This is a genomic window from Marinobacterium marisflavi (assembly GCF_982447095.1).
In genome coordinates, this window is sequence record NZ_OZ457898.1 from 1,683,487 (window position 1) to 1,701,426 (window position 17,940).

Annotated in this window: 18 protein-coding genes; 13 read left to right on the top strand and 5 right to left on the bottom strand. The window is 53.9% G+C overall.

Translation table 11 applies throughout. The annotated features are described in order from the left end of the window. Positions 1-6 precede the first annotated feature (6 nt). Together radD and AC1WNR_RS08315 are read left to right on the top strand one after the other, a co-directional pair. The gene (gene radD / locus AC1WNR_RS08310) at positions 7-1,740 is read left to right on the top strand and encodes a DNA repair helicase RadD (protein WP_481644036.1); all 1,734 of its coding nucleotides are present in this window, start codon (positions 7-9) and stop codon (positions 1,738-1,740) included. Between the two features lie 94 nt (positions 1,741-1,834). Further along, complete coding sequence (locus AC1WNR_RS08315) at positions 1,835-2,860, top strand: IS110 family RNA-guided transposase (RefSeq protein WP_481644037.1); 1,026 nt, start codon at positions 1,835-1,837, stop codon at positions 2,858-2,860. Positions 2,861-3,213: 353 nt separating this feature from the next. Here AC1WNR_RS08315 and AC1WNR_RS08320 read toward each other — a convergent pair whose 3' ends face one another. Beyond that, the gene (locus AC1WNR_RS08320) at positions 3,214-3,477 is read right to left on the bottom strand and encodes a hypothetical protein (protein WP_481644038.1); all 264 of its coding nucleotides are present in this window, start codon (positions 3,475-3,477) and stop codon (positions 3,214-3,216) included. Between the two features lie 101 nt (positions 3,478-3,578). On the opposite strand from AC1WNR_RS08320, the gene AC1WNR_RS08325 reads away from it, so the two are divergent. The 5 genes from AC1WNR_RS08325 to AC1WNR_RS08345 all read left to right on the top strand — a co-directional run bounded on the left by AC1WNR_RS08325 (position 3,579) and on the right by AC1WNR_RS08345 (position 9,364). Next, positions 3,579-4,151, top strand: coding sequence for a LemA family protein (locus tag AC1WNR_RS08325; protein ID WP_481644039.1), 573 nt, complete (start codon positions 3,579-3,581; stop codon positions 4,149-4,151). Positions 4,152-4,163: 12 nt separating this feature from the next. After that, positions 4,164-4,988: a hypothetical protein gene (locus AC1WNR_RS08330; protein WP_481644040.1), complete on the top strand. Its 825-nt coding sequence runs from the start codon at positions 4,164-4,166 to the stop codon at positions 4,986-4,988. Between the two features lie 101 nt (positions 4,989-5,089). Then, positions 5,090-5,941, top strand: coding sequence for a 3-deoxy-8-phosphooctulonate synthase (kdsA, locus tag AC1WNR_RS08335; RefSeq protein WP_481644041.1), 852 nt, complete (start codon positions 5,090-5,092; stop codon positions 5,939-5,941). Positions 5,942-5,957: 16 nt separating this feature from the next. Continuing rightward, positions 5,958-7,937: an SUMF1/EgtB/PvdO family nonheme iron enzyme gene (locus AC1WNR_RS08340; RefSeq protein WP_481644042.1), complete on the top strand. Its 1,980-nt coding sequence runs from the start codon at positions 5,958-5,960 to the stop codon at positions 7,935-7,937. Between the two features lie 62 nt (positions 7,938-7,999). Further along, positions 8,000-9,364, top strand: coding sequence for a DUF4139 domain-containing protein (locus tag AC1WNR_RS08345; protein ID WP_481644043.1), 1,365 nt, complete (start codon positions 8,000-8,002; stop codon positions 9,362-9,364). An 88-nt stretch (positions 9,365-9,452) separates the two neighbouring features. Here AC1WNR_RS08345 and gorA read toward each other — a convergent pair whose 3' ends face one another. After that, complete coding sequence (gorA, locus tag AC1WNR_RS08350) at positions 9,453-10,820, bottom strand: glutathione-disulfide reductase (protein ID WP_481644044.1); 1,368 nt, start codon at positions 10,818-10,820, stop codon at positions 9,453-9,455. 149 nt (positions 10,821-10,969) lie between these two features. Between gorA and xthA the strand changes: the two genes are divergently transcribed. Continuing rightward, positions 10,970-11,785: an exodeoxyribonuclease III gene (gene xthA, locus AC1WNR_RS08355; RefSeq protein WP_481644045.1), complete on the top strand. Its 816-nt coding sequence runs from the start codon at positions 10,970-10,972 to the stop codon at positions 11,783-11,785. Positions 11,786-11,879: 94 nt separating this feature from the next. Here xthA and AC1WNR_RS08360 read toward each other — a convergent pair whose 3' ends face one another. Continuing rightward, positions 11,880-12,782, bottom strand: coding sequence for a universal stress protein (locus AC1WNR_RS08360; protein WP_481644046.1), 903 nt, complete (start codon positions 12,780-12,782; stop codon positions 11,880-11,882). Positions 12,783-12,913: 131 nt separating this feature from the next. Here AC1WNR_RS08360 and AC1WNR_RS08365 point away from each other — a divergent pair, with 131 nt between their 5' ends. Then, positions 12,914-13,243, top strand: coding sequence for an ArsR/SmtB family transcription factor (locus tag AC1WNR_RS08365; RefSeq protein ID WP_481644047.1), 330 nt, complete (start codon positions 12,914-12,916; stop codon positions 13,241-13,243). A 25-nt stretch (positions 13,244-13,268) separates the two neighbouring features. Here the strand turns inward: AC1WNR_RS08365 and AC1WNR_RS08370 are convergent, their stop codons facing one another. Next, the gene (locus AC1WNR_RS08370) at positions 13,269-13,574 is read right to left on the bottom strand and encodes a branched-chain amino acid transporter permease (protein ID WP_481644048.1); all 306 of its coding nucleotides are present in this window, start codon (positions 13,572-13,574) and stop codon (positions 13,269-13,271) included. After that, positions 13,550-14,230 (bottom strand): AzlC family ABC transporter permease, encoded by a 681-nt coding sequence (locus AC1WNR_RS08375; protein WP_481644049.1) that lies wholly within the window; start codon positions 14,228-14,230, stop codon positions 13,550-13,552. Before AC1WNR_RS08375 ends, AC1WNR_RS08370 begins: the two co-directional genes overlap by 25 nt. A 172-nt stretch (positions 14,231-14,402) precedes the next feature. Here AC1WNR_RS08375 and AC1WNR_RS08380 point away from each other — a divergent pair, with 172 nt between their 5' ends. The 4 genes from AC1WNR_RS08380 to AC1WNR_RS08395 all read left to right on the top strand — a co-directional run bounded on the left by AC1WNR_RS08380 (position 14,403) and on the right by AC1WNR_RS08395 (position 17,813). Continuing rightward, a complete protein-coding gene (locus tag AC1WNR_RS08380) occupies positions 14,403-14,597 on the top strand; it encodes a PA3496 family putative envelope integrity protein (protein ID WP_481644050.1) in 195 nt (64 codons plus the stop codon). Positions 14,598-14,880: 283 nt separating this feature from the next. Further along, the gene (gene hisC, locus AC1WNR_RS08385; protein WP_481644051.1) at positions 14,881-15,966 is read left to right on the top strand and encodes a histidinol-phosphate transaminase; all 1,086 of its coding nucleotides are present in this window, start codon (positions 14,881-14,883) and stop codon (positions 15,964-15,966) included. Beyond that, positions 15,963-16,832, top strand: a complete 870-nt coding sequence (gene rarD / locus AC1WNR_RS08390; RefSeq protein ID WP_481644052.1) for an EamA family transporter RarD — start codon at positions 15,963-15,965, stop codon at positions 16,830-16,832. Before hisC ends, rarD begins: the two co-directional genes overlap by 4 nt. Before the next feature lie 75 nt (positions 16,833-16,907). After that, complete coding sequence (locus AC1WNR_RS08395) at positions 16,908-17,813, top strand: GGDEF domain-containing protein (RefSeq protein ID WP_481644053.1); 906 nt, start codon at positions 16,908-16,910, stop codon at positions 17,811-17,813. Positions 17,814-17,940: the final 127 nt, after the last annotated feature.

Sequence of the window (17,940 nt, forward strand, 5' to 3'; positions counted from 1 at the left end):
GATAGAGTGACCGAAGGCTTCACCCTCCGCCCCTATCAACAGCAAGCGGTTGATGCGACGCTAGCGCACTTCCGCCAATCTGATGCCAGTGCCCTTCTCGTCTTACCTACCGGCGCTGGTAAAAGCTTGGTTATTGCCGAGCTTGCGCGTCTGGCTAAACGCAAGATTCTGGTGGTGACCCATGTACAAGAACTAGTGGAGCAGAACGCCGCCAAATTGGCCGCGCTGGGTCGCTCACCGGGCGTCTACTCTGCCGGTTTGAAGCAGCGTGATACCAAACCTCAGGTGGTGTTTGGCTCCATCCAGTCGGTCGCCGCCAACTTAGATCAGTTCGCTAATGAGTACTCTCTACTAATTGTCGATGAGGCTCACCGAATCAGTAACAACACCGGCTCCCAGTATCAACAGTTGATTGGCCATCTGCGCGACCAAAACCCCGGGCTCAAGGTGCTGGGGCTTACTGCAACACCCTATCGCCTCGGTTATGGCTGGATCTACCAGCGCGACTATCGCGGATTTGTGCGCAGTGAAGAGCCCCGTATCTTTGAGCACTGCATCTATGATCTGCCATTGCGTGCGCTGGTGAAACAGGGCTACCTGACACCTCCACGAATGGAGAACCCGGCAATCGCGCACTACGACTTCTCATCGCTGCGCCCGAATCGCGACGGGCTATTTGCCGAAGCCGATCTAAACGAGTTGCTATCCCAGTGCCCGCGCGTCACCGAGGCGATCTGCCGCCAACTGGTTGAACTAAGCGTGCAGCGCCAGGGTGTAATGGTCTTTGCAGCCACGGTAAAACACGCCAAGGAGATTCTGGGTTACCTACCTCAAGCTCAAAGTGCTCTGGTAATCGCAGACACAGATGCCGCTGAGCGCAAACAGGTGATACAAAGATTCAAGTCACGCGAGCTCAGGTTTCTCGTCAACGTCTCAGTACTTACCACCGGTTTCGACGCACCACATGTCGACCTGATAGCTCTACTGCGCCCCACTCAGTCAGTCAGCTTGTTTCAGCAGATGGTCGGGCGCGGACTGCGTCTAAACGAAGGAAAAACCGAGTGTCTGGTAATCGATTACGCTAACAACAGCATCGACCTTTACGACCCTGAAGTGGGCGAACCCAAACCGGCGCCCGATACAGAGCCCGTGCAAGTCTTCTGCCCTGAGTGCGGCCACGCCAACCTCTTTTGGGGACGCACCGATACTGAGGGTGATGTGATCGAGCACTTCGGCCGGCGCTGCCAAGGGTTATTGGAGAGCGGTGAGCAGTGCAGGTTTCGCTACAAGTTCAAACGCTGTGGTGGCTGCGGCAGCGAGAACGATATTGCAGCACGCAGTTGCCATAGCTGCAAAGCTGATCTGATTGACCCAGATGAACTCATCAAGCGTGCACTATCTCTCAAAGATCACAAAGTGATTCGCTGCGCTGGTGTGTCGGTAAAAGCTGAAGATGGAGCGGTGCGCCTTATCTACCACGATGAAGATGGGCAGACACTCTCAGAGAAGTTTGATCTTGGCCAGGTAAACCAGCGCGCTCTGTTCAACGCCCTCTTTGGCTGCCGAGCCGAAGGTGGCGCAAAGCCACTTAACTTCAGCTCTAATGAGGAGCTGCTTAGCTACAGCACCTCAATCCCGCACCCCGATTTCGTCATCTCCCGCAAACAGGGCAAGTTCTGGCGCATCGCCGAGCGCCTGTTTGACTACCAAGGCCCCTATCGCAGGGCTAATGAGCTGTAGGTGAGTTTGTAAGAAATGAGATGGACCCACCCACTCTGTGCCAAGATTGGTTTTTGAGAATCAATCAAGTACGGCATCCAAGAAGGGGGTCCACATGAATAAGACTAGCATTATTGGTATCGATCTGGCGAAGAGTGTTTTTCAAGCTCACGGTATGACGAGCAGTGGTAAGCAGACGTTTTCGCGTCAGCTCAAGCGCGCTGAGGTCGCCAAGTTTATAGCTAAACAACCCAAGTGCATTATTGGTATTGAGGCGTGCAGCGGTTCTCACTATTGGGCCAAGTTATTCAAGCAGTATGGTCATGATGTGAAGATCATCCCGCCTAGCTACGTAAAGGCGTACGTGCGGGTTAATAAAAATGATAAACGGGATGCAGCAGCGATTGCAGAGGCAGCGTCCAGAGAGCAGGCGCCGGTAGTAGCTGTTAAAACGACGGAACAGCTCGACCTACAGGCTCTGCACCGAGTCCGCGAAGACTCGGTTAACAACCGTACGCGCATCGGTAATCGGATACGGGGACTACTTGCTGAACAGGGCGTCGTAGTTAAGCGTGGACATGCTGCAACTCGCTACGAGGTCGCTTTGATACTTGAGGACGCTTCGAACGGGTTAAGTTACGGTTTAAGAGAGATCATTGCCGATCTCAGAGAGGAGTGGCTACGCTGCGATGATCGAGTTGATTACTACACCTCACGGATCGAAAAGATCGCTAGGTCTGATGCGCGCTGTAAACGGTTGATGACGATACCTGGTGTAGGCCCAGTCATATCGACCTTGCTGGTTGCGTATGCGGGGAATGGTCAATCATACCGGGGCAGTCGCGACCTAGCCGCCTCGTTAGGCTTGGTGCCCGCCCAGCACTCAAGCGGTGGTAAGGACGTGTTACTGGGGATCAGTAAACGAGGAAATCGACAGTTGCGCAAGCAACTGGTACACGGCGCGAGGGCTGCATACCGCTCACTAGAGAAATGCCCCGAAAGCAGCCGACTTGGCTTATGGGCACAGAGCTTGAGGGCTTCAGGCAAACACGTAAATAAGATCGTGGTAGCGATCGCAAACAAGCTGGCCCGTATCGCCTGGAGCTGCTTAGTAAACGAAAGAGATTACAAAGCGTTGTAATCAACGCAGTACGGAGCCTGCCCAAGGCAGGATAAATAGAGTTAAACCCAACCAAAGAGTTGCGCAGAACGTTAAGACACGACAGATAAGATCGACTTGCTGAAAATCTGAAGATCCCTGTGGCTCACCAAGAAGCCGGGTAAGAGATAAGAACAGCAAGAGCACATCTCATAATGGCCCGGGTGGATACGCCCAAACTGAGAGGCCGGATATAAGCGTGCAATCTACTTCTATCGAGTCAAAACGGTCTTGCAACAAACGGGTGGGTCCATATAAGGGATTTAGGGCAAAGCCCTATTTCCTGACACCTGAGGGTCGCGAACATACGCTTGGCGTAGATTGCTCCGACAGGCTTAAGAAGGCTGAATAACCTTATCGTACACCGCGCTCTCTTTAAGCATCTGATCGATCAGCGCCTGATGCTCAGGTGCGTAGCCATGGTCATCCTCCCACAACTCATCAAAACGGATGCAACGCACGTAGTCGTGGATATCGTACTCAAATTGGTGACATTGGGGGTTTTTAACCGCTTCGATTTTGAGGCGTTTAGCGAGCTCGTGCAGATCGATCAGAGATTCAGGTTTGAGTACAACGAAAACAACAAACTTCTCAGCCATGGTTTTTATCCTTATCGCGGCGGTTGAGCTATCATCTTAGGGCATGTCTGGTAATTTATGCCAGCAATCAATGACCTATAAATTCTTGAAAGGAAGCGCTCATGGATCCGGTCTGGATAGTCATCGCCGTCGTTGCCCTACTGTTGATCGGATATCTGATCTCTATCTACAACCACCTGGTACGCCTGAAGCATCAGGTCACTCAGTCCTGGGCGAACATCGATGTGCTGCTCAAACAGCGCCATGACGAGCTGCCAAAACTGGTGGATACCTGTAAAGAGCACATGGGCTATGAGTCCGAGACTCTGCAGAAGATCATCGAAGCGCGCAGTGCTGTCTCGGGCGCGCGTGAGTCCGGCAACGTTAAAGCCCTAGGGGCTGCTGAAACACTCTTGCGACAAAGCCTTGGCTCACTCTTTGCCGTGGTTGAGGACTACCCAGAGCTGCGTGCATCAGACTCTTTTGCCCATCTACAGCAGCGCATTACCGGTCTCGAGAATGACATTGCAGATCGGCGCGAGTTCTACAATGACTCAGTCAATGCGTTGAATACTCGTATTGAGCAATTTCCAGATGTTTTGGTCGCCCGACAGTTCGGCTTCAGCGCAGCAGAGCTTCTCAAGTTCGATGCGGCTGAATTAAAAGATCACTCTATTAAGTCACTGTTTAGCTGATAAACGCGCGGTATGTTTCTACGGCTCGATCCGCTAACTCAGTCAGAACTCTGGTGGTTTTCGGCTGGAGTCGTCATTGCACTACTCATCGTGCTGTTTGTGCTCTTCTATCAGCTGCGAGTCTATCGTCTTATCACCGGCACCCCCACCAGCCAACTTCGCTCAGCCGCGCAAGGTTTCGTGGAACTTGAAGGCTACTGCGTCGGCAACGCCTACCCATTGACCTCGCCCTACTCCGACAGGCCTTGTGTCTGGTATGAGTGCAAAACCTACAAGAAGGTGAAACGCAAGAAGGGCCATAGCTGGAAACAGATCGACCGCCAGACGAGTCCCCACTGGTTCAAAGTCGCCGACCCAACCGGCGAGGCTTGGGTGGACCCCAAAGGGGCTAGCGTCCATACCCAAATCAGCAAGACTTGGTATGGAAATACAAGCTTCCCCCGCTCAGGTGGGGGGCTGTTTGGCAGCAATTATCGTTTTACCGAGGCGTTGTTGATCTCCGACAGCCCCTTCTACGGCCTCGGCCGACTCCGTACCCTTAACCACGAACAGCTCAGAGCCCTGCAGGTGCGTGACTGGATTAAACAGAAACGCAAAGCTGGCCCCGACGTTGAGCTGATCGATGACAAAGGCGAAGGTGATAGCGTCTTTTTCGGCGACCAACCCACTCTTAACCTACTGCACAAACCCCAGCGTTGGGGCTATCCATTTATCCTCTCCGGCACTTCCCAAGAGCGAACCGCTAGTAGCATCAAGTGGAATGTCACCTTCGCCCTACTCGCCTGCGCCGGCCTAACCTGGTTCCTAGTAGAACTCCAGTACGCCCCGATCAAGTAACATATGAGAGACCTTGGCACAGTCAAGGTCGCGAACCTGCAGATAGATGGCTTATAATCGACCGCTGTTAAACACTCAATTCTGATCTCTAAGGAATACAGATGCAGCAGCGGACAATCCGTGTTGGTGATATCGACGTCTCCAACGATAAACCTATGGTGCTTTTCGGCGGTATGAACGTGCTCGAGTCACGTGACCTAGCGATGCAGATTGCAGAAACCTATGTTGAAGTCACCACAAAGCTGAACATCCCTTACGTCTTTAAGGCGAGCTTCGATAAAGCCAATCGCTCATCAATCAACTCCTTCCGTGGCCCCGGTTTGGACGAGGGTCTGAAGATCCTTCAGGAGATCAAAACTACATTCGGCGTACCCGTCATCTCTGATGTGCATGAGCCCTACCAGTGCAAACCCGCCGCTGAAGTGTGTGACATTATCCAGTTGCCTGCTTTCCTATCCCGCCAGACTGACCTTGTTGTTGCGATGGCTGAGACCGGTGCTGTGATCAACATCAAAAAAGCGCAGTTCCTCGCACCCCATGAGATGGGCCACATTCTGCGCAAGTGTGAAGAGGCCGGTAACGATCAGCTAATCCTCTGTGAGCGCGGTAGCTGCTTTGGTTACAACAATCTGGTGGTAGATATGCTCGGCTTCAATACCATGAAGGAGTTTGCCTACCCAGTGATCTTTGATGCGACGCACGCACTGCAGATGCCAGGTGGACGCTCGGATTCAGCCGATGGCCGACGCGCTTTGGTAGCACAGTTATCACGTGCGGGCCTCTCACAGGGTATTGCGGGGCTCTTCCTCGAAGCGCACCCTGACCCTAATATTGCCAAGTGTGATGGCCCTTGTGCGCTGCCACTGTCAAAACTGGAGCCTTACCTGGCACAGATGAAAGCGGTGGATGAGCTGGTGAAATCCTTCCCTGAACTGGACACTTCAGCCACCTAAGACCTAAGGTGACAGTATGGAGACACCTGATTCTGCTGTTACCGCATACACCTCACTGCAGCCCGATCAAACGATCGGGCCGTCTCACCACCGTTTTAAACTGATATCAGCAGGGCCATCCCACCCACCAGGCCAACTCTGGAGTGCTCAGGACGTCACCACTACAACGCCAGTCGATGTCTCGCTGCTCATATTCGATCCACGTCAGTTCAGTGAGCAGAGCCAGCTTGATCGCCTGCGCACAACGCTGAACCGTACGAAAACTCTGAAGTCGCCATTTTTGGCGCCTGTGTACGGGCAGTTTTTCTACCGCGGTATGCTCTTCATCTCCATGCCTCCGATGCGCGCAGTTACGCTGGCACAGCTATTAGAGAGTGGCAAGCTCGCCAAGCTCGATGAGCGCCAACGGATTGGCGTGCTCAAACAATTAGGACGCGCTCTGCACGCCGTACAGATGGGACGGATGAGTCACGGAACCCTCTGCCCGGAACTGATCTACTTGGTACCAGGTAAAGGCGTTCAACTGCTCGGCACCGGTTGGTACAACGCTTTGGATGCTGATAGTGCTGAGCTCAGCTATGGGCTCTATCAACCGGAGGATCATCTAATCCGCGGGACCGCCAGCGCTAGCGGCGACGCATATGCGCTTGGGCGTCTCTGCATACAGCTGCTCAATCGCGGCAAGCTCGAAAGCACGACCCGTCCGCCTCAGCTGGATGAGCAGCGGTGGGCGAAACTCAATGAGCTGATAAGCAATCGACCCGAGGCGGAGGTCCAAGCGCCTCTGCAGTTCATTAGGGAGCTGTTCAGTAATCCTGAGGAGGTTGATGTTCCCATTGATACGGGCGAGCCACAGCAACCTACGACAGCTTCGCAGGCAATGACCAGCGAGGCCGTTGCAGATACCAGCGGCTCTTTGTCTGCGGACTCATCACCAAATCTCAACCTAGACGCCAGTGCACCCTCTGCTAAAAAGCCCTCTGCCCTACCTCGCAAGACTGGCGGCATCCGCCTGGATTTGACCGCCCTCTTCAACCGCCCAATTTTCCTTGTGGTTGGTTTCCTAGCGGGCTTGATGGTGTCACAGATATTTAACCTAGTGCTTAATACCGGACCTGCTGATGGCGTAACGAACGATCGGAAGACACCACCAACCACGCGCTCAACACCGGTCGATTCAGTAATAACCATGGCGGACGCAGATTCGCCAGCGATAAACCCATTTAAACCTGAGAATATTGAGGTGATGGCACGCAACCATCTGTCGATATTTGAGCACCCCACGCCTGAAGGTATCAGCGCACCACTGATGATCAGCCTGCCGACCGGCCGCTTTCTGATGGGCGACGTGCAGGGGGTCGGCGATGATAACGAGCGGCCTGTGCGCGAAGTTGTCGTCGAGAAACGCATCGCACTGAGCCGCTTCGAAGTGACCTTTGAGGAGTATGATCAATTTGCCAAAGCGACTGAGCGCGATCTACCCAATGATATGGGCTGGGGCCGCGGGAAACGGCCCGTCATTAACGTGAGCTGGAACGACGCCCAAGCCTACGCCGAGTGGCTAACGCTGCAAACGGGTCAGCCTTATCGATTGCCCTCCGAAGCTGAGTGGGAGTACGCCGCGCGCGCTGGCACTGAATCAGCCTACTGGTGGGGCGACGCGCTGCAGCCCGGCATGGCCCTCTGTGACGACTGCCAAGCCCTAACTGAGACCCGTAAAACTGCTGACGTGGGCAGCCACCCTGCCAACCCCTGGGGCCTGTTCGATATGAACGGCAATATCGATGAGTGGGTTGCTGACTGCTACACCGATAACTACATGGGCGCCACCAACTCTCAGAATGCCCGAACTAGCGGCGGTTGCGGGCAGCGAGTTATGCGCGGCGGAAGCTGGTTTGAGATCGCCCGCTTAGTGCGCTCTTCAGCGCGCTATCGCCATCCGCCAGAAGCGAGCCGGGACAGCTGGGGCTTCCGGGTCGCAGTTGATCTAAACTAAATCGTACGAGGGATCTAACGCGCAGCGTTACGTTCCAGACCCTATGACACGAAGAGGCCCCTATGTTGCGACACAACCTTGCAATTCCGCTGATCGCTCTTGTTTCGGTGTTTAATGCGGTCGCCCAGACAGAACAACAGCCACAGGCGCTGCAGCAGTCTGCTGGCCAGCATCAATTAACCCTCTATCAATCTGATCTTGCACTGGTGACAACTCGCTTCAACCCTGCACATCCTAGCCAAAGCCTCAGGATTGAGGGACTACCAAGCGCGCTTCTTCCCGCAAGCGTGCAAGTCGCTAACAGCACCATCAGCCATCAACATTGGCTGACCGGTCTCAGCTTTGAACAACGGCTCGCCCATTATGTGGGCCAAGAGCTCACGCTGGTACATCTCGACCGTGCAGAATCACGCAGCGGCAGACTGCTCGGTTTCAATGGCGCCTATCTAGAGTTTGAATATCAAGGCAGCGTTCTGCGCTATCCGATCAATGGTGAGTGGCAACCCCAGTTACCCACATACTCTCCCAGCCAAACACAACTTAGCCTGCAACTCCCCTTGGCTATGAACGCACCCAGTTTTGACCTCAGCTATCTCAGCCGTGGTTTAAGTTGGCAGGCGGAGTACCAGATCGAGTTGCAGGGCGAGAACAGCGTCGATCTCAGAGCACGCGCAGCCCTGCACAACCGCTCCGATGCCGATTTCAACAACGCAGCACTGAACCTTCTCGCTGGCAATCCGAGAGTTCCTCAGCAGGTACAACCGGTGATGGAGATGCGCGCGATGGCCCTCGCTGCGCCCGCCGCAGCGGATGGAGTAAGCGTCTCGGAAGTACAGGGCTACCAACTCTTTACGCTGCCCAACCGATACACGCTCAACGCCAACTCTACCCAACGTGTTCCGTTGCTCAGCGCTAAGGCGCTGCCGGCTAAGGTCAACTATCAGATACGCCATCCCGCCTACCACGGCATGCGACGCGGTGTTGAGCAGCAGTATGCCCAACAGCAGCTGCGCTTTGATCTGGATGAGAACCTTATTGATAAGCCCCTACCTGCCGGTGAGGTGGAGCTGTTTAAGCGCGATAGTCAGAATAACCTACAGTTCGTCGGATCACAGCGCCTCGGGCAATATTCGCCGGGACAGCAGATCGAGCTTAATTATGGAGAGGTATTTGATCTGCGCTCCGAGCGCCGTCAAACCGAATACCAGCGCAACGGCAACACCTACCTGCAGGGGTGTGAGGTTCGTATGATTAACGGAGCCAATGAGGCACGCGCTCTCGAATATTTGGTAGACGTGAACGAGCAGTGGTCACTCGTCGATTCATCCCAGCTGGCCACCGTCGATGGCATGCAGGCGCGCTGGCTGGTCGAGGTACCCGCTAAAGGCGAGCTGAGGCTCAGCTACACCCTGCGGCTGATGCGTTAGAGTCGGGAACTTAACGCTGCGCGTTAGATCCCTCGTACGAGCGATCTGCCGAAGGCGTGTTCGCGACCTCGTTATGCGAACCGGTCGCTTAGCCCACAGACCGAGTCTTCGTGCGCATCGTAACGAACTCCTCCGCGGCGGTCGGGTGTATCCCGATGGTGCGGTCGAAATCTGTTTTAGTCGCACCGGCTGTTACCGCTACTGACAGACCTTGCATGATCTCACCGGCATCGGCGCCTACCATATGGATGCCGACAATGCGCTCGCTACCCTGCTCTACAATCAGTTTCATCAGTGTGCGCTCCTGACTGCCGCTGAGTGTATGACGCATGGCGCGGAAGTCAGAGACGTAAACATCAATCTTGCGTCCCTGTTGAACAGCCTCCTCTTCAGTCAGTCCGAGCGTGCCGATATTGGGCTGGCAGAACACCGCAGTGGCGATCATCTTATAGTTTGGCATCGGAGTGCCGGCATCGCCATAAAGCTGATCGACCAGCGCCATCGCTTCTGCGAGTGCGACCGGCGTCAGTTGTACCCGATCAATGACATCACCGAGGGCATAGACCGAGGGCGCAGTGGATTGGAACTGCTCGTTCACAATAATCGCGCCCCGAGCGTTGAGCTTCACGCCAGCGCTTTCAAGCCCCAGGTTTGCCGTCTTAGGAACACGGCCAATGGCATAGAGAATTTGATCGACTTCACGCACTTCACCGGACTTAAGCGTTACGCTCAGTGAGCCATCTTCGTTCTTGACGATGGCGACCGGATCTTCATTGAAACTGAGCTTCACACCCTTGCGGGCCACTTCAGTCGCGGTGAACTCACGCACCTCTCTATCGAATCCACGCAGGAACAGATCGCCACGGTAAACCAGCTCAGTCTGAGCGCCGAGCCCGGCGAAGATGCCGGCAAACTCAACGGCAATGTAACCGCCGCCGACTACCATCACCCGCTCAGGGAAGGTCTCTAAATCGAACACCTCATTCGATGTGATCGCATGCTCGGCACCTGGAATCTCAGGCAACTGCGGCCAACCACCGACAGCCACCAGAATACGCTCGGCGCTAATCTCACGCTCGCCCACACGCACGGAGTGTGCCCCAGTGACAACCGCTCGGCCATTAATCAGGTCACAGCCTGAGTTGGTCAGCAGATTGCCATAGATACCATTGAGCCGACTGATCTCGCTCTTTTTGTTGTCGCGCAGTGTCGGCCAGTCGAAATTGATCTGTTCTGCGTCGACACCGAAGCCTCGTGCATCCTCCATCCCTTGGCGGTACTCGGAGGCGTAGACATAGAGCTTCTTCGGTACACAGCCCACATTGACGCAGGTACCGCCTAAGTGCAGATCTTCCGCAATAGCTACCCGCACACCGCGAGCCGCGGCCATACGCGCTGCACGCACGCCACCGGAACCGGCACCTATTACAAAGAGATCATAATCATATTGGCTCATGGGAGCTTATCCTCGCGCTTAAATCGAAAAGTTGTGGCAAGCTTAACCTGCAGAGTTCGTTAGTTCTATTTGAACATCTCTACAATGATGATAACTTTAAACTATTGACCTGCATTCTACGCTAGCCTCAACCTATTAAGGGAGTTTTCATGCTGCTTATCTCTTTTAACGTCAATGGTATCCGCGCCCGCCTGCATCAGCTAGAAGCGGTGATTAAGAAGTACCAGCCAGATGTCATCGGCCTACAAGAGACTAAGGTAACTGACGAGCAGTTCCCATTTGAGGCGATAGAAGCTTTGGGTTATCAGGCGTATGTACACGGCCAAAAGACCCACTACGGCGTCGCGCTGCTCTCGAAGCAACCAGCCCTGCAGATACAAAAGGGCTTCGCTAGCGACACTGAAGAGTCACAAAAACGCCTAATCGTTGGGGACTTTGTCGCGGCGAATGGTGAAACCGTGCGGGTGATTAATGGTTACTTCCCTCAGGGCGAGAACATCAAGCATGAGGTGAAGTTTCCCGCTAAGCGTAAGTACTACGCTGATTTGAATGCCTTTTTGCGCAGCGATAATGATCCTAGCGCCAGGGTTGCCGTGATGGGTGACCTCAACATTTCACCAACTGACCTCGATATCGGCATAGGTGAAGAGAATCGTAAGCGCTGGCTCAAGAGCGGAAAGACCAGCTTCCAGCCAGAAGAGCGTGAATGGTTGGGGCAGCTTCACGCCTGGGGCCTACTAGACAGCTTCCGTGAACAGCATCCAGATGAAACGGGCCACTACAGCTGGTTTGATTACCGCAGTCGCGGGTTTGAGGATGACCCGCGTCGCGGTCTTCGTATCGATGCGATCCTGACCACTGCATCGCTGCAAGCAGCCTGTATTGAGACCGGCATCGATCTAGAAATTCGAGGTATGGACAAACCCTCCGACCACGCCCCCGTTTTCGCAAAATTCAACCTGTAGTAGGGTTGTATCTCGCAGCGATATTACCCGACAAAATGCCGAACGGTCGGGCAGTACACTGCGCGTACTCCCCTCCTACAGAGGCGCGATACTCCTAGCTGGCGTGCAACACCAATACATCACAGCCGATATGCGCCAGCAGCCGCTCGGTGGTGCTGCCCAGCAGCAGCCGTTCGAGCAGGCTGTGCTCATGCGTTCCGAGTAGCAAAATATCTATACGTTGCTCCTCAACGAAACGCGGCAACTCCACCTGCACCTCCCCCTCCAGCAACTGCATTAGCGGCCCACCGACGGGGCGATCGATCCGACTGAGCAGCGCTTCAATTCTATTGCGGTGCTCTTCACCAACGCGAGACTGCAAGCTGGCGTAGTCCGTGATGATCTGCTCATCAAATATCGTCGCCTGCGGTAGGCTCAGGAAACAGTGCACCACATGCATCTCGGCACTAAGGCACTGCGCCATCAAATCTGCAGTTTTAAGCAGCTCCACCTCCAACCGATCATCGCCAGTGTCTGTATGAAAGGGGTTCAGCGCTACTGCGATACGGGGGTGAGCGGGCCAGTCAGTGCCATTGGCGAACAGCACGGGGGTATGCAGCTCACGCAGGAGATCCTGCTCTTCTCCCCCAATGAGCCAATCAAGGAAGTCGTGATTTTCACGCCGAGGCACCAACAGCAGATCAGGTTGATAGCGTTCGGCCTGACGCATCACCGCGCTGAGGAAGTTAGAGTGCCAACAGACATCGGCAACAACATCCACATCATCCCCAAGGTCTGCTAGTAGCTTGTCGGCCTGATTCTGACGATGGCGCGCGTAGAGTTGGCGTGCCTCCGATTCGGTTTCTGGTTCATCACCGCTCGCCGCCTCGAAGGCTGGATGGTAGACGGTTATAAACCACTCTGTATGGCCGGTCTCGCTGGTAAGGTTAAGCCCCTTATTTAATTGGGCCAGCGAACGTTGTGCCTCTTCGGTTGTTACTAATACACGCTTGTACATCGTACTCTCCAAACAGCATATATCTAACTATAGGCAATGGATGATTGGTCGTGCACGGAGATTTACATTCTGTTGATCTGCCACTAATATTAGAAACCTTGCATACATCCGAAATTAACTGAGTCCACCGAATGAGCGATACGACCGCTACCCGCCTCCCACCTGAAGCACTTGCACTGATGCGCGAAAATGCCGGCAGTGCCGCGCGCTTGATGAAGGCCCTAGCGAACGACAGCCGCTTGATGATTCTCTGTTACCTTGACGGCAAAGAGCTCTCTGTCAGTGAATTAAATGAAAATCTAGATCTGAGTCAGTCAGCTCTATCCCAGCACCTAGCGGTGCTGCGCCGCGACGGTTTGGTAAAGACGCGCCGCGATTCTCAGACTATCTACTACTCACTCGAGGGTGACCAGGCTAGCCGTATCATCGCTACCCTGCATCAAATGTTCTGCCCAACGTAACGCCCCGCAGGCGCAGCTATTGCGGCTAGATCAACAACGCGTATACCAGGCTACCCGCAAAAATACTGATCAGCGGATTTTTCAGCGTCCACTGCAAGAGTGCGACACACAGAGAAGAGACCAGCACAACACCGAGCGTTACGCTGCTACTGATCAAATCCGCTGTCGCGTAGACCACCAACAACACCATCAAGACCGGCGGCAGATATCGCCCTAGATATCGCAGAAGCGGGTGTTGAGCGAACCGACCTAGCAGCACAAAAGGCAGCGCGCGCGTCGCAAAGGTGGCAAGAGTACCCACTAGGATTACACCCCAGATGTAGCTATCCATCGTCCACTCCTGTAGGTGACCAACAACAATCCAAGCGCCAGCGTGATAGAGACCAACAACATCTGACCGGACCAGAGCCATACAGCCAGGGCCCCAATACCTGCAGCCGCCAGCATCAGACCGGCACCTCGAACAGCGCGATACTGCTCGACACAGAGCACGATAAATAGCGCAGGAAGTACAAAGGCTAGCGACTCGGTTGGGATATCGACGCCCTCACCAAACAGCGCGCCTATCGTGCACCCAAGTACCCAGTAACTCTGATTAATCATCGTAATGTGCCAGTGGAGCGTCTGGTCTGCTCGCTTCTCTTGTGGCAAGGCAGTGATCAGGGAGTAACTCTCATCCGTCAGTGCAAAGATCATATACCACCGTCGCCAACCCCTGAGCTTAAGCTCGCTCAACAGGCTCAAACCGTAAAAGATATGGCGTGCATTAAGCAGAAATATCGCTATTGCGACAGACACCAGACTCGCCTGATTGGCAATCAGTCCGATACTGAGAAACTGAGCTGACCCAGCAAAGATGAAGAGCGCCATAGCAGTTGCCATAAACCAACTGTAGTCCAGCTGGCTGGCAAACAGCACGCCAAAGGCCATGCCCAAAGGGACATACCCGAAAGCGACCGGCAGAGTTGTAGATAAGAGTCTGCGCACCTAGAAAACACCGTCAATTTTGTTGATTGGAAAATACTGCAAATTTCATAAAGACTGATAGAAAAATTTAATTTTTCGCCTACTTCAAAGCTGAATTATATTCCGCGATATGGGCTGCTGATGATTATTTAGACAGCGAGCTCGTTCTACAACCTTGGTGCAGGAGTAACAGATGGGCACTAAAGTTAAGGTCGATCAGAACATCGACGATATAGAAAACTGGGATGACTCCTTCGAGGATGACGTCGAAGCCAACACGCGCTCTAAGCTACGCTACAACAGCAAACGCCGTCGTGATATCGAAGACATAATGGAAGAGCGCCGTCTGGCTCGCGAACTACAAGACGGCTGGGACGAGGCTTACTAGAAGCTTTAGTAGAGAGCTTACTAAAACGCATAACTAGCGGTTTTATAGCATTAAATGTCATAAACGCGACAAAGTTATTGCGCCGTTCTCCAGCCTCTGGTTTTATCGGGTTGTCTGGGCGTGAGAGCCGTTACGGTTCTGGCGTTTAGCAACTCGGTCGATTCCAGCGACGCAGCTGGGATCGGCCACCCACTTCTTCGCGTACCATCTCATATCTATTTTGCGCACTGCTGCATTCTGCTAGCATTGGCCCTCTATTTTTACAGCCGTATCGAGTTTGTTAATGAATAAATTCTGGAGTCCGCAGATCGCAGATCTGGTGCCATATACCCCGGGTGAGCAACCCAAGATCGCTGACCTAACCAAACTCAACACTAACGAGAGCCCCTATCCGCCGGCTCCGGGTGTCGAGAAGGTTCTGCAGCAGTTCGATAGTGCTCGTCTACGCCTCTACCCTGATCCAGATGCCAGTGAACTCAAACAGGCCCTCGCGCACACTTACAACGTTGAAGTTAACCAAGTTTTCGTGGGTAACGGCTCAGATGAGGTGTTGGCTCACGCTTTTATGGCCTTCTTCCGCCAGAGCAAACCGCTGGTAAAGCCCGCGATTACCTACAGCTTCTATGAGGTCTACGCCGACCTGTACGGTATCGAACTGCTGAATATGCCGCTCGATAGCGAGTTCGGCATTGATCTAGACGCTTTCCCAACAGATAACGGCGGTATTATTTTCGCAAACCCGAATGCGCCGACCGGTAAAGCTGTGCCGCTGGCTCAAATCGAAGCACTGCTGCAGCGAAACACCGAGTCTCTTGTGCTCGTGGATGAGGCCTACGTCGACTTCGGCGGAGAATCCGCTATCGCTCTGGTCGATAAGTACCCCAACCTTCTGGTAACACAGACCTTCTCTAAGTCTCGCTCACTGGCAGGATTACGTATCGGGTTCGGTATCGGACATCCGGACCTTATCGACGCACTCGAACGGGTCAAAAACTCGTTTAACTCCTACCCTATGGATATGGTGGCGATTCAAGCCGGTGTCGCCTCGCTGGCTGACAAAGAGTACTTCGACGAGTGCACGGCCAAGATCATCGCCACGCGTGAACAGACTGTTGCCCAACTTGAGGAGCTCGGTTTCACCGTTCTGCCTTCAGCGACAAACTTTGTCTTCGCCCAACACCGCTACCTTGAGGGTGGTGAGCTGATGGGATTCCTGAGAACTAAGGGTGTATTAGTGCGCCACTTCAGCCGCCCAGAGATCGCTAACTTCCTGCGAATCACTATTGGCACCAACGCTGAGATGCAGCGGCTCATCGATACCCTTAAGCAGCACCCTGATATTATCTCACTGCCGGTAACCGCTGAGTGACACCTTACAGCCAGGGCCTCCTCTACGGCCTGGGTGCGTACACCATCTGGGGTGGCTTCGGCCTGTTTTTCACACTGCTGGCCGACGTCCCCTCAGATGAGGTTCTAGCGCACCGCGTTATCTGGTGCCTACTGATTGTCATCGGGTTGATACTCATATCGGGCAAACTTCGAATCACGCTTGATATCTTGCGCCAGCCCAAGACGCTCGGCTGGCTAACGCTGACCTCCATTCTGATCAGCCTAAACTGGTGGATTTTTATCTGGGCGGTAGCACAGAAAGAGGTCATTCAGGCCAGTTTGGGTTACTTTCTCTCCCCTCTTGTCGCCGTGATTTTAGGCCGAATTTTTCTGGGAGAGCGACTCAACAAGTTACAACAAGCATCGGTCGTACTAGCAACGATCGGCGTCCTGTGGCAACTCTGGGCGCTCGGTAAGGTGCCTTGGATCGCGCTATCCTTATCTAGCCTGTTTGGGTTTTATGGCCTAATCAGAAAGCAGGTCCAAGTGAACTCAATCTCGGGCTTAACCATCGAGTCGCTACTCGTCGCTCCGATCGCACTCGGATATGTCTACTATCTGTCACAACAGGGGCAGAACCACTTCTCCTCCCATCCATGGGAGCTTGTGGGTTCAGGCCTCATGACAGCCGTCCCACTGCTGCTTTTCGCCTCCGCTGCCAAGCGGCTTCCTTTGAGCACAGTCGGCTTCCTTAACTATCTTGCACCCACACTGCAGATCATTAGTGCAATCTTCATTCTGCAAGAGCCCTTCCCGCTGCAGAAGATGATCAGCTTCATGTTTATCTGGGCCGGCCTCGTCGTTTTCTCGATCAGCATCTACAAAGAGCTAAAAACAGCCCGCTAAAAGTTGCTCCCTCGCCATCCCCTGCTAGGCTCAAAGTAGTGCTCGGAAGAGCAGAGCCAAATGAGGAGCCGAAGGATGAGCCAAGTCGTCCATGCCAGCGTTGAGATGTGTAGTGCCTATATCAGTGCATCGCCTGACATTCTTTTTATCATCAACAGAGGCAAGATTGAGCCGCTCTCGGCCGGCGAAAATAGTTGGCTGGACCTTAAAAAACTTGGTGCGCTAACACTCGAAGAGCTTTTCACTGAATCGCTCAACGCGACAGTCTCCCAAGGGCTTGTTGAGGCTCAGGAAGCAAGTGATAAGCGCGCCAAGGTTGAACTGATCTTGGGTCCCGACCAACCGCAAATCTGGGGCTATTTGGGGCTGGATAAAGGTCAGGTGTTTGAACTCACTCTGGTCTCCATCGATGGCGATCGTACACTGGCCTCAATGCGCAACACCACCGAACTGAGCCGTCTTCAACAGGCACACCTGCGAGATGTAATGCGCGACCCCCTCACGGGCCTGCGCAGCCATCGCGCGCTGATTACCGTTCTAGAGAAGGCCTTTGGTGAGGCGCAACGCTTCGACAATATGCGCTTCGCCTTGGTCATTGCGGATATAGATAACTTCAGTGATATCAACGATCAGTATGGCTGGGATGCGGGCGATCAGGTACTAAAACGCTTTGCTGAAAAGGTGACCGCAACGCAGCGCAGCTCCGACTTCATCTGTCGCTTTGGTGATGACCTCTTCGCTATGCTGCTCTCTGAGTCAGATATTGGTGATGCTGTAGGGGCTGGCGAGCGTCTACAAAAAATCGCTAGCGAGTTGGCGTTTGAGTTTGCCGAGCAACCGCTGAACCTTACCCTCAGTGTTGGCACCAGCGCCTACACTCACGAACAGACCGAGTCTGTGCATGAGATGATTCAACAAGCCCAAGAGAACTTGCTGGTCGCTCAGACCCGCGGCGGAAACAGCGTCGTCGCCCCCGTGTGACTTGTAGGTAACCATGTAGGAGGGATATCCGCGCAGCGGATGTCGCGACCAGCGGCCCTGAGCCCCGCATAAACTCTACATAAACTCTGGTTTAAGCCATTCAACAGCAGTTTATATACCTCCGTTT

What these genes read in the sequence shown, in the direction of transcription:
- xthA (WP_481644045.1), top strand. Translation starts at nt 10,970, where the DNA reads ATGCTGCTTATCTCTTTTAACGTCAATGGTATCCGCGCCCGCCTGCAT.
- AC1WNR_RS08320 (WP_481644038.1), bottom strand. Translation starts at nt 3,477, where the DNA reads ATGGCTGAGAAGTTTGTTGTTTTCGTTGTACTCAAACCTGAATCTCTG.
- AC1WNR_RS08345 (WP_481644043.1), top strand. Translation starts at nt 8,000, where the DNA reads ATGTTGCGACACAACCTTGCAATTCCGCTGATCGCTCTTGTTTCGGTG.
- AC1WNR_RS08330 (WP_481644040.1), top strand. Translation starts at nt 4,164, where the DNA reads ATGTTTCTACGGCTCGATCCGCTAACTCAGTCAGAACTCTGGTGGTTT.
- hisC (WP_481644051.1), top strand. Translation starts at nt 14,881, where the DNA reads ATGAATAAATTCTGGAGTCCGCAGATCGCAGATCTGGTGCCATATACC.
- gorA (WP_481644044.1), bottom strand. Translation starts at nt 10,820, where the DNA reads ATGAGCCAATATGATTATGATCTCTTTGTAATAGGTGCCGGTTCCGGT.
- AC1WNR_RS08340 (WP_481644042.1), top strand. Translation starts at nt 5,958, where the DNA reads ATGGAGACACCTGATTCTGCTGTTACCGCATACACCTCACTGCAGCCC.
- AC1WNR_RS08395 (WP_481644053.1), top strand. Translation starts at nt 16,908, where the DNA reads ATGAGCCAAGTCGTCCATGCCAGCGTTGAGATGTGTAGTGCCTATATC.
- kdsA (WP_481644041.1), top strand. Translation starts at nt 5,090, where the DNA reads ATGCAGCAGCGGACAATCCGTGTTGGTGATATCGACGTCTCCAACGAT.
- AC1WNR_RS08370 (WP_481644048.1), bottom strand. Translation starts at nt 13,574, where the DNA reads ATGGATAGCTACATCTGGGGTGTAATCCTAGTGGGTACTCTTGCCACC.
- AC1WNR_RS08380 (WP_481644050.1), top strand. Translation starts at nt 14,403, where the DNA reads ATGGGCACTAAAGTTAAGGTCGATCAGAACATCGACGATATAGAAAAC.
- AC1WNR_RS08325 (WP_481644039.1), top strand. Translation starts at nt 3,579, where the DNA reads ATGGATCCGGTCTGGATAGTCATCGCCGTCGTTGCCCTACTGTTGATC.
- AC1WNR_RS08315 (WP_481644037.1), top strand. Translation starts at nt 1,835, where the DNA reads ATGAATAAGACTAGCATTATTGGTATCGATCTGGCGAAGAGTGTTTTT.
- AC1WNR_RS08360 (WP_481644046.1), bottom strand. Translation starts at nt 12,782, where the DNA reads ATGTACAAGCGTGTATTAGTAACAACCGAAGAGGCACAACGTTCGCTG.
- AC1WNR_RS08365 (WP_481644047.1), top strand. Translation starts at nt 12,914, where the DNA reads ATGAGCGATACGACCGCTACCCGCCTCCCACCTGAAGCACTTGCACTG.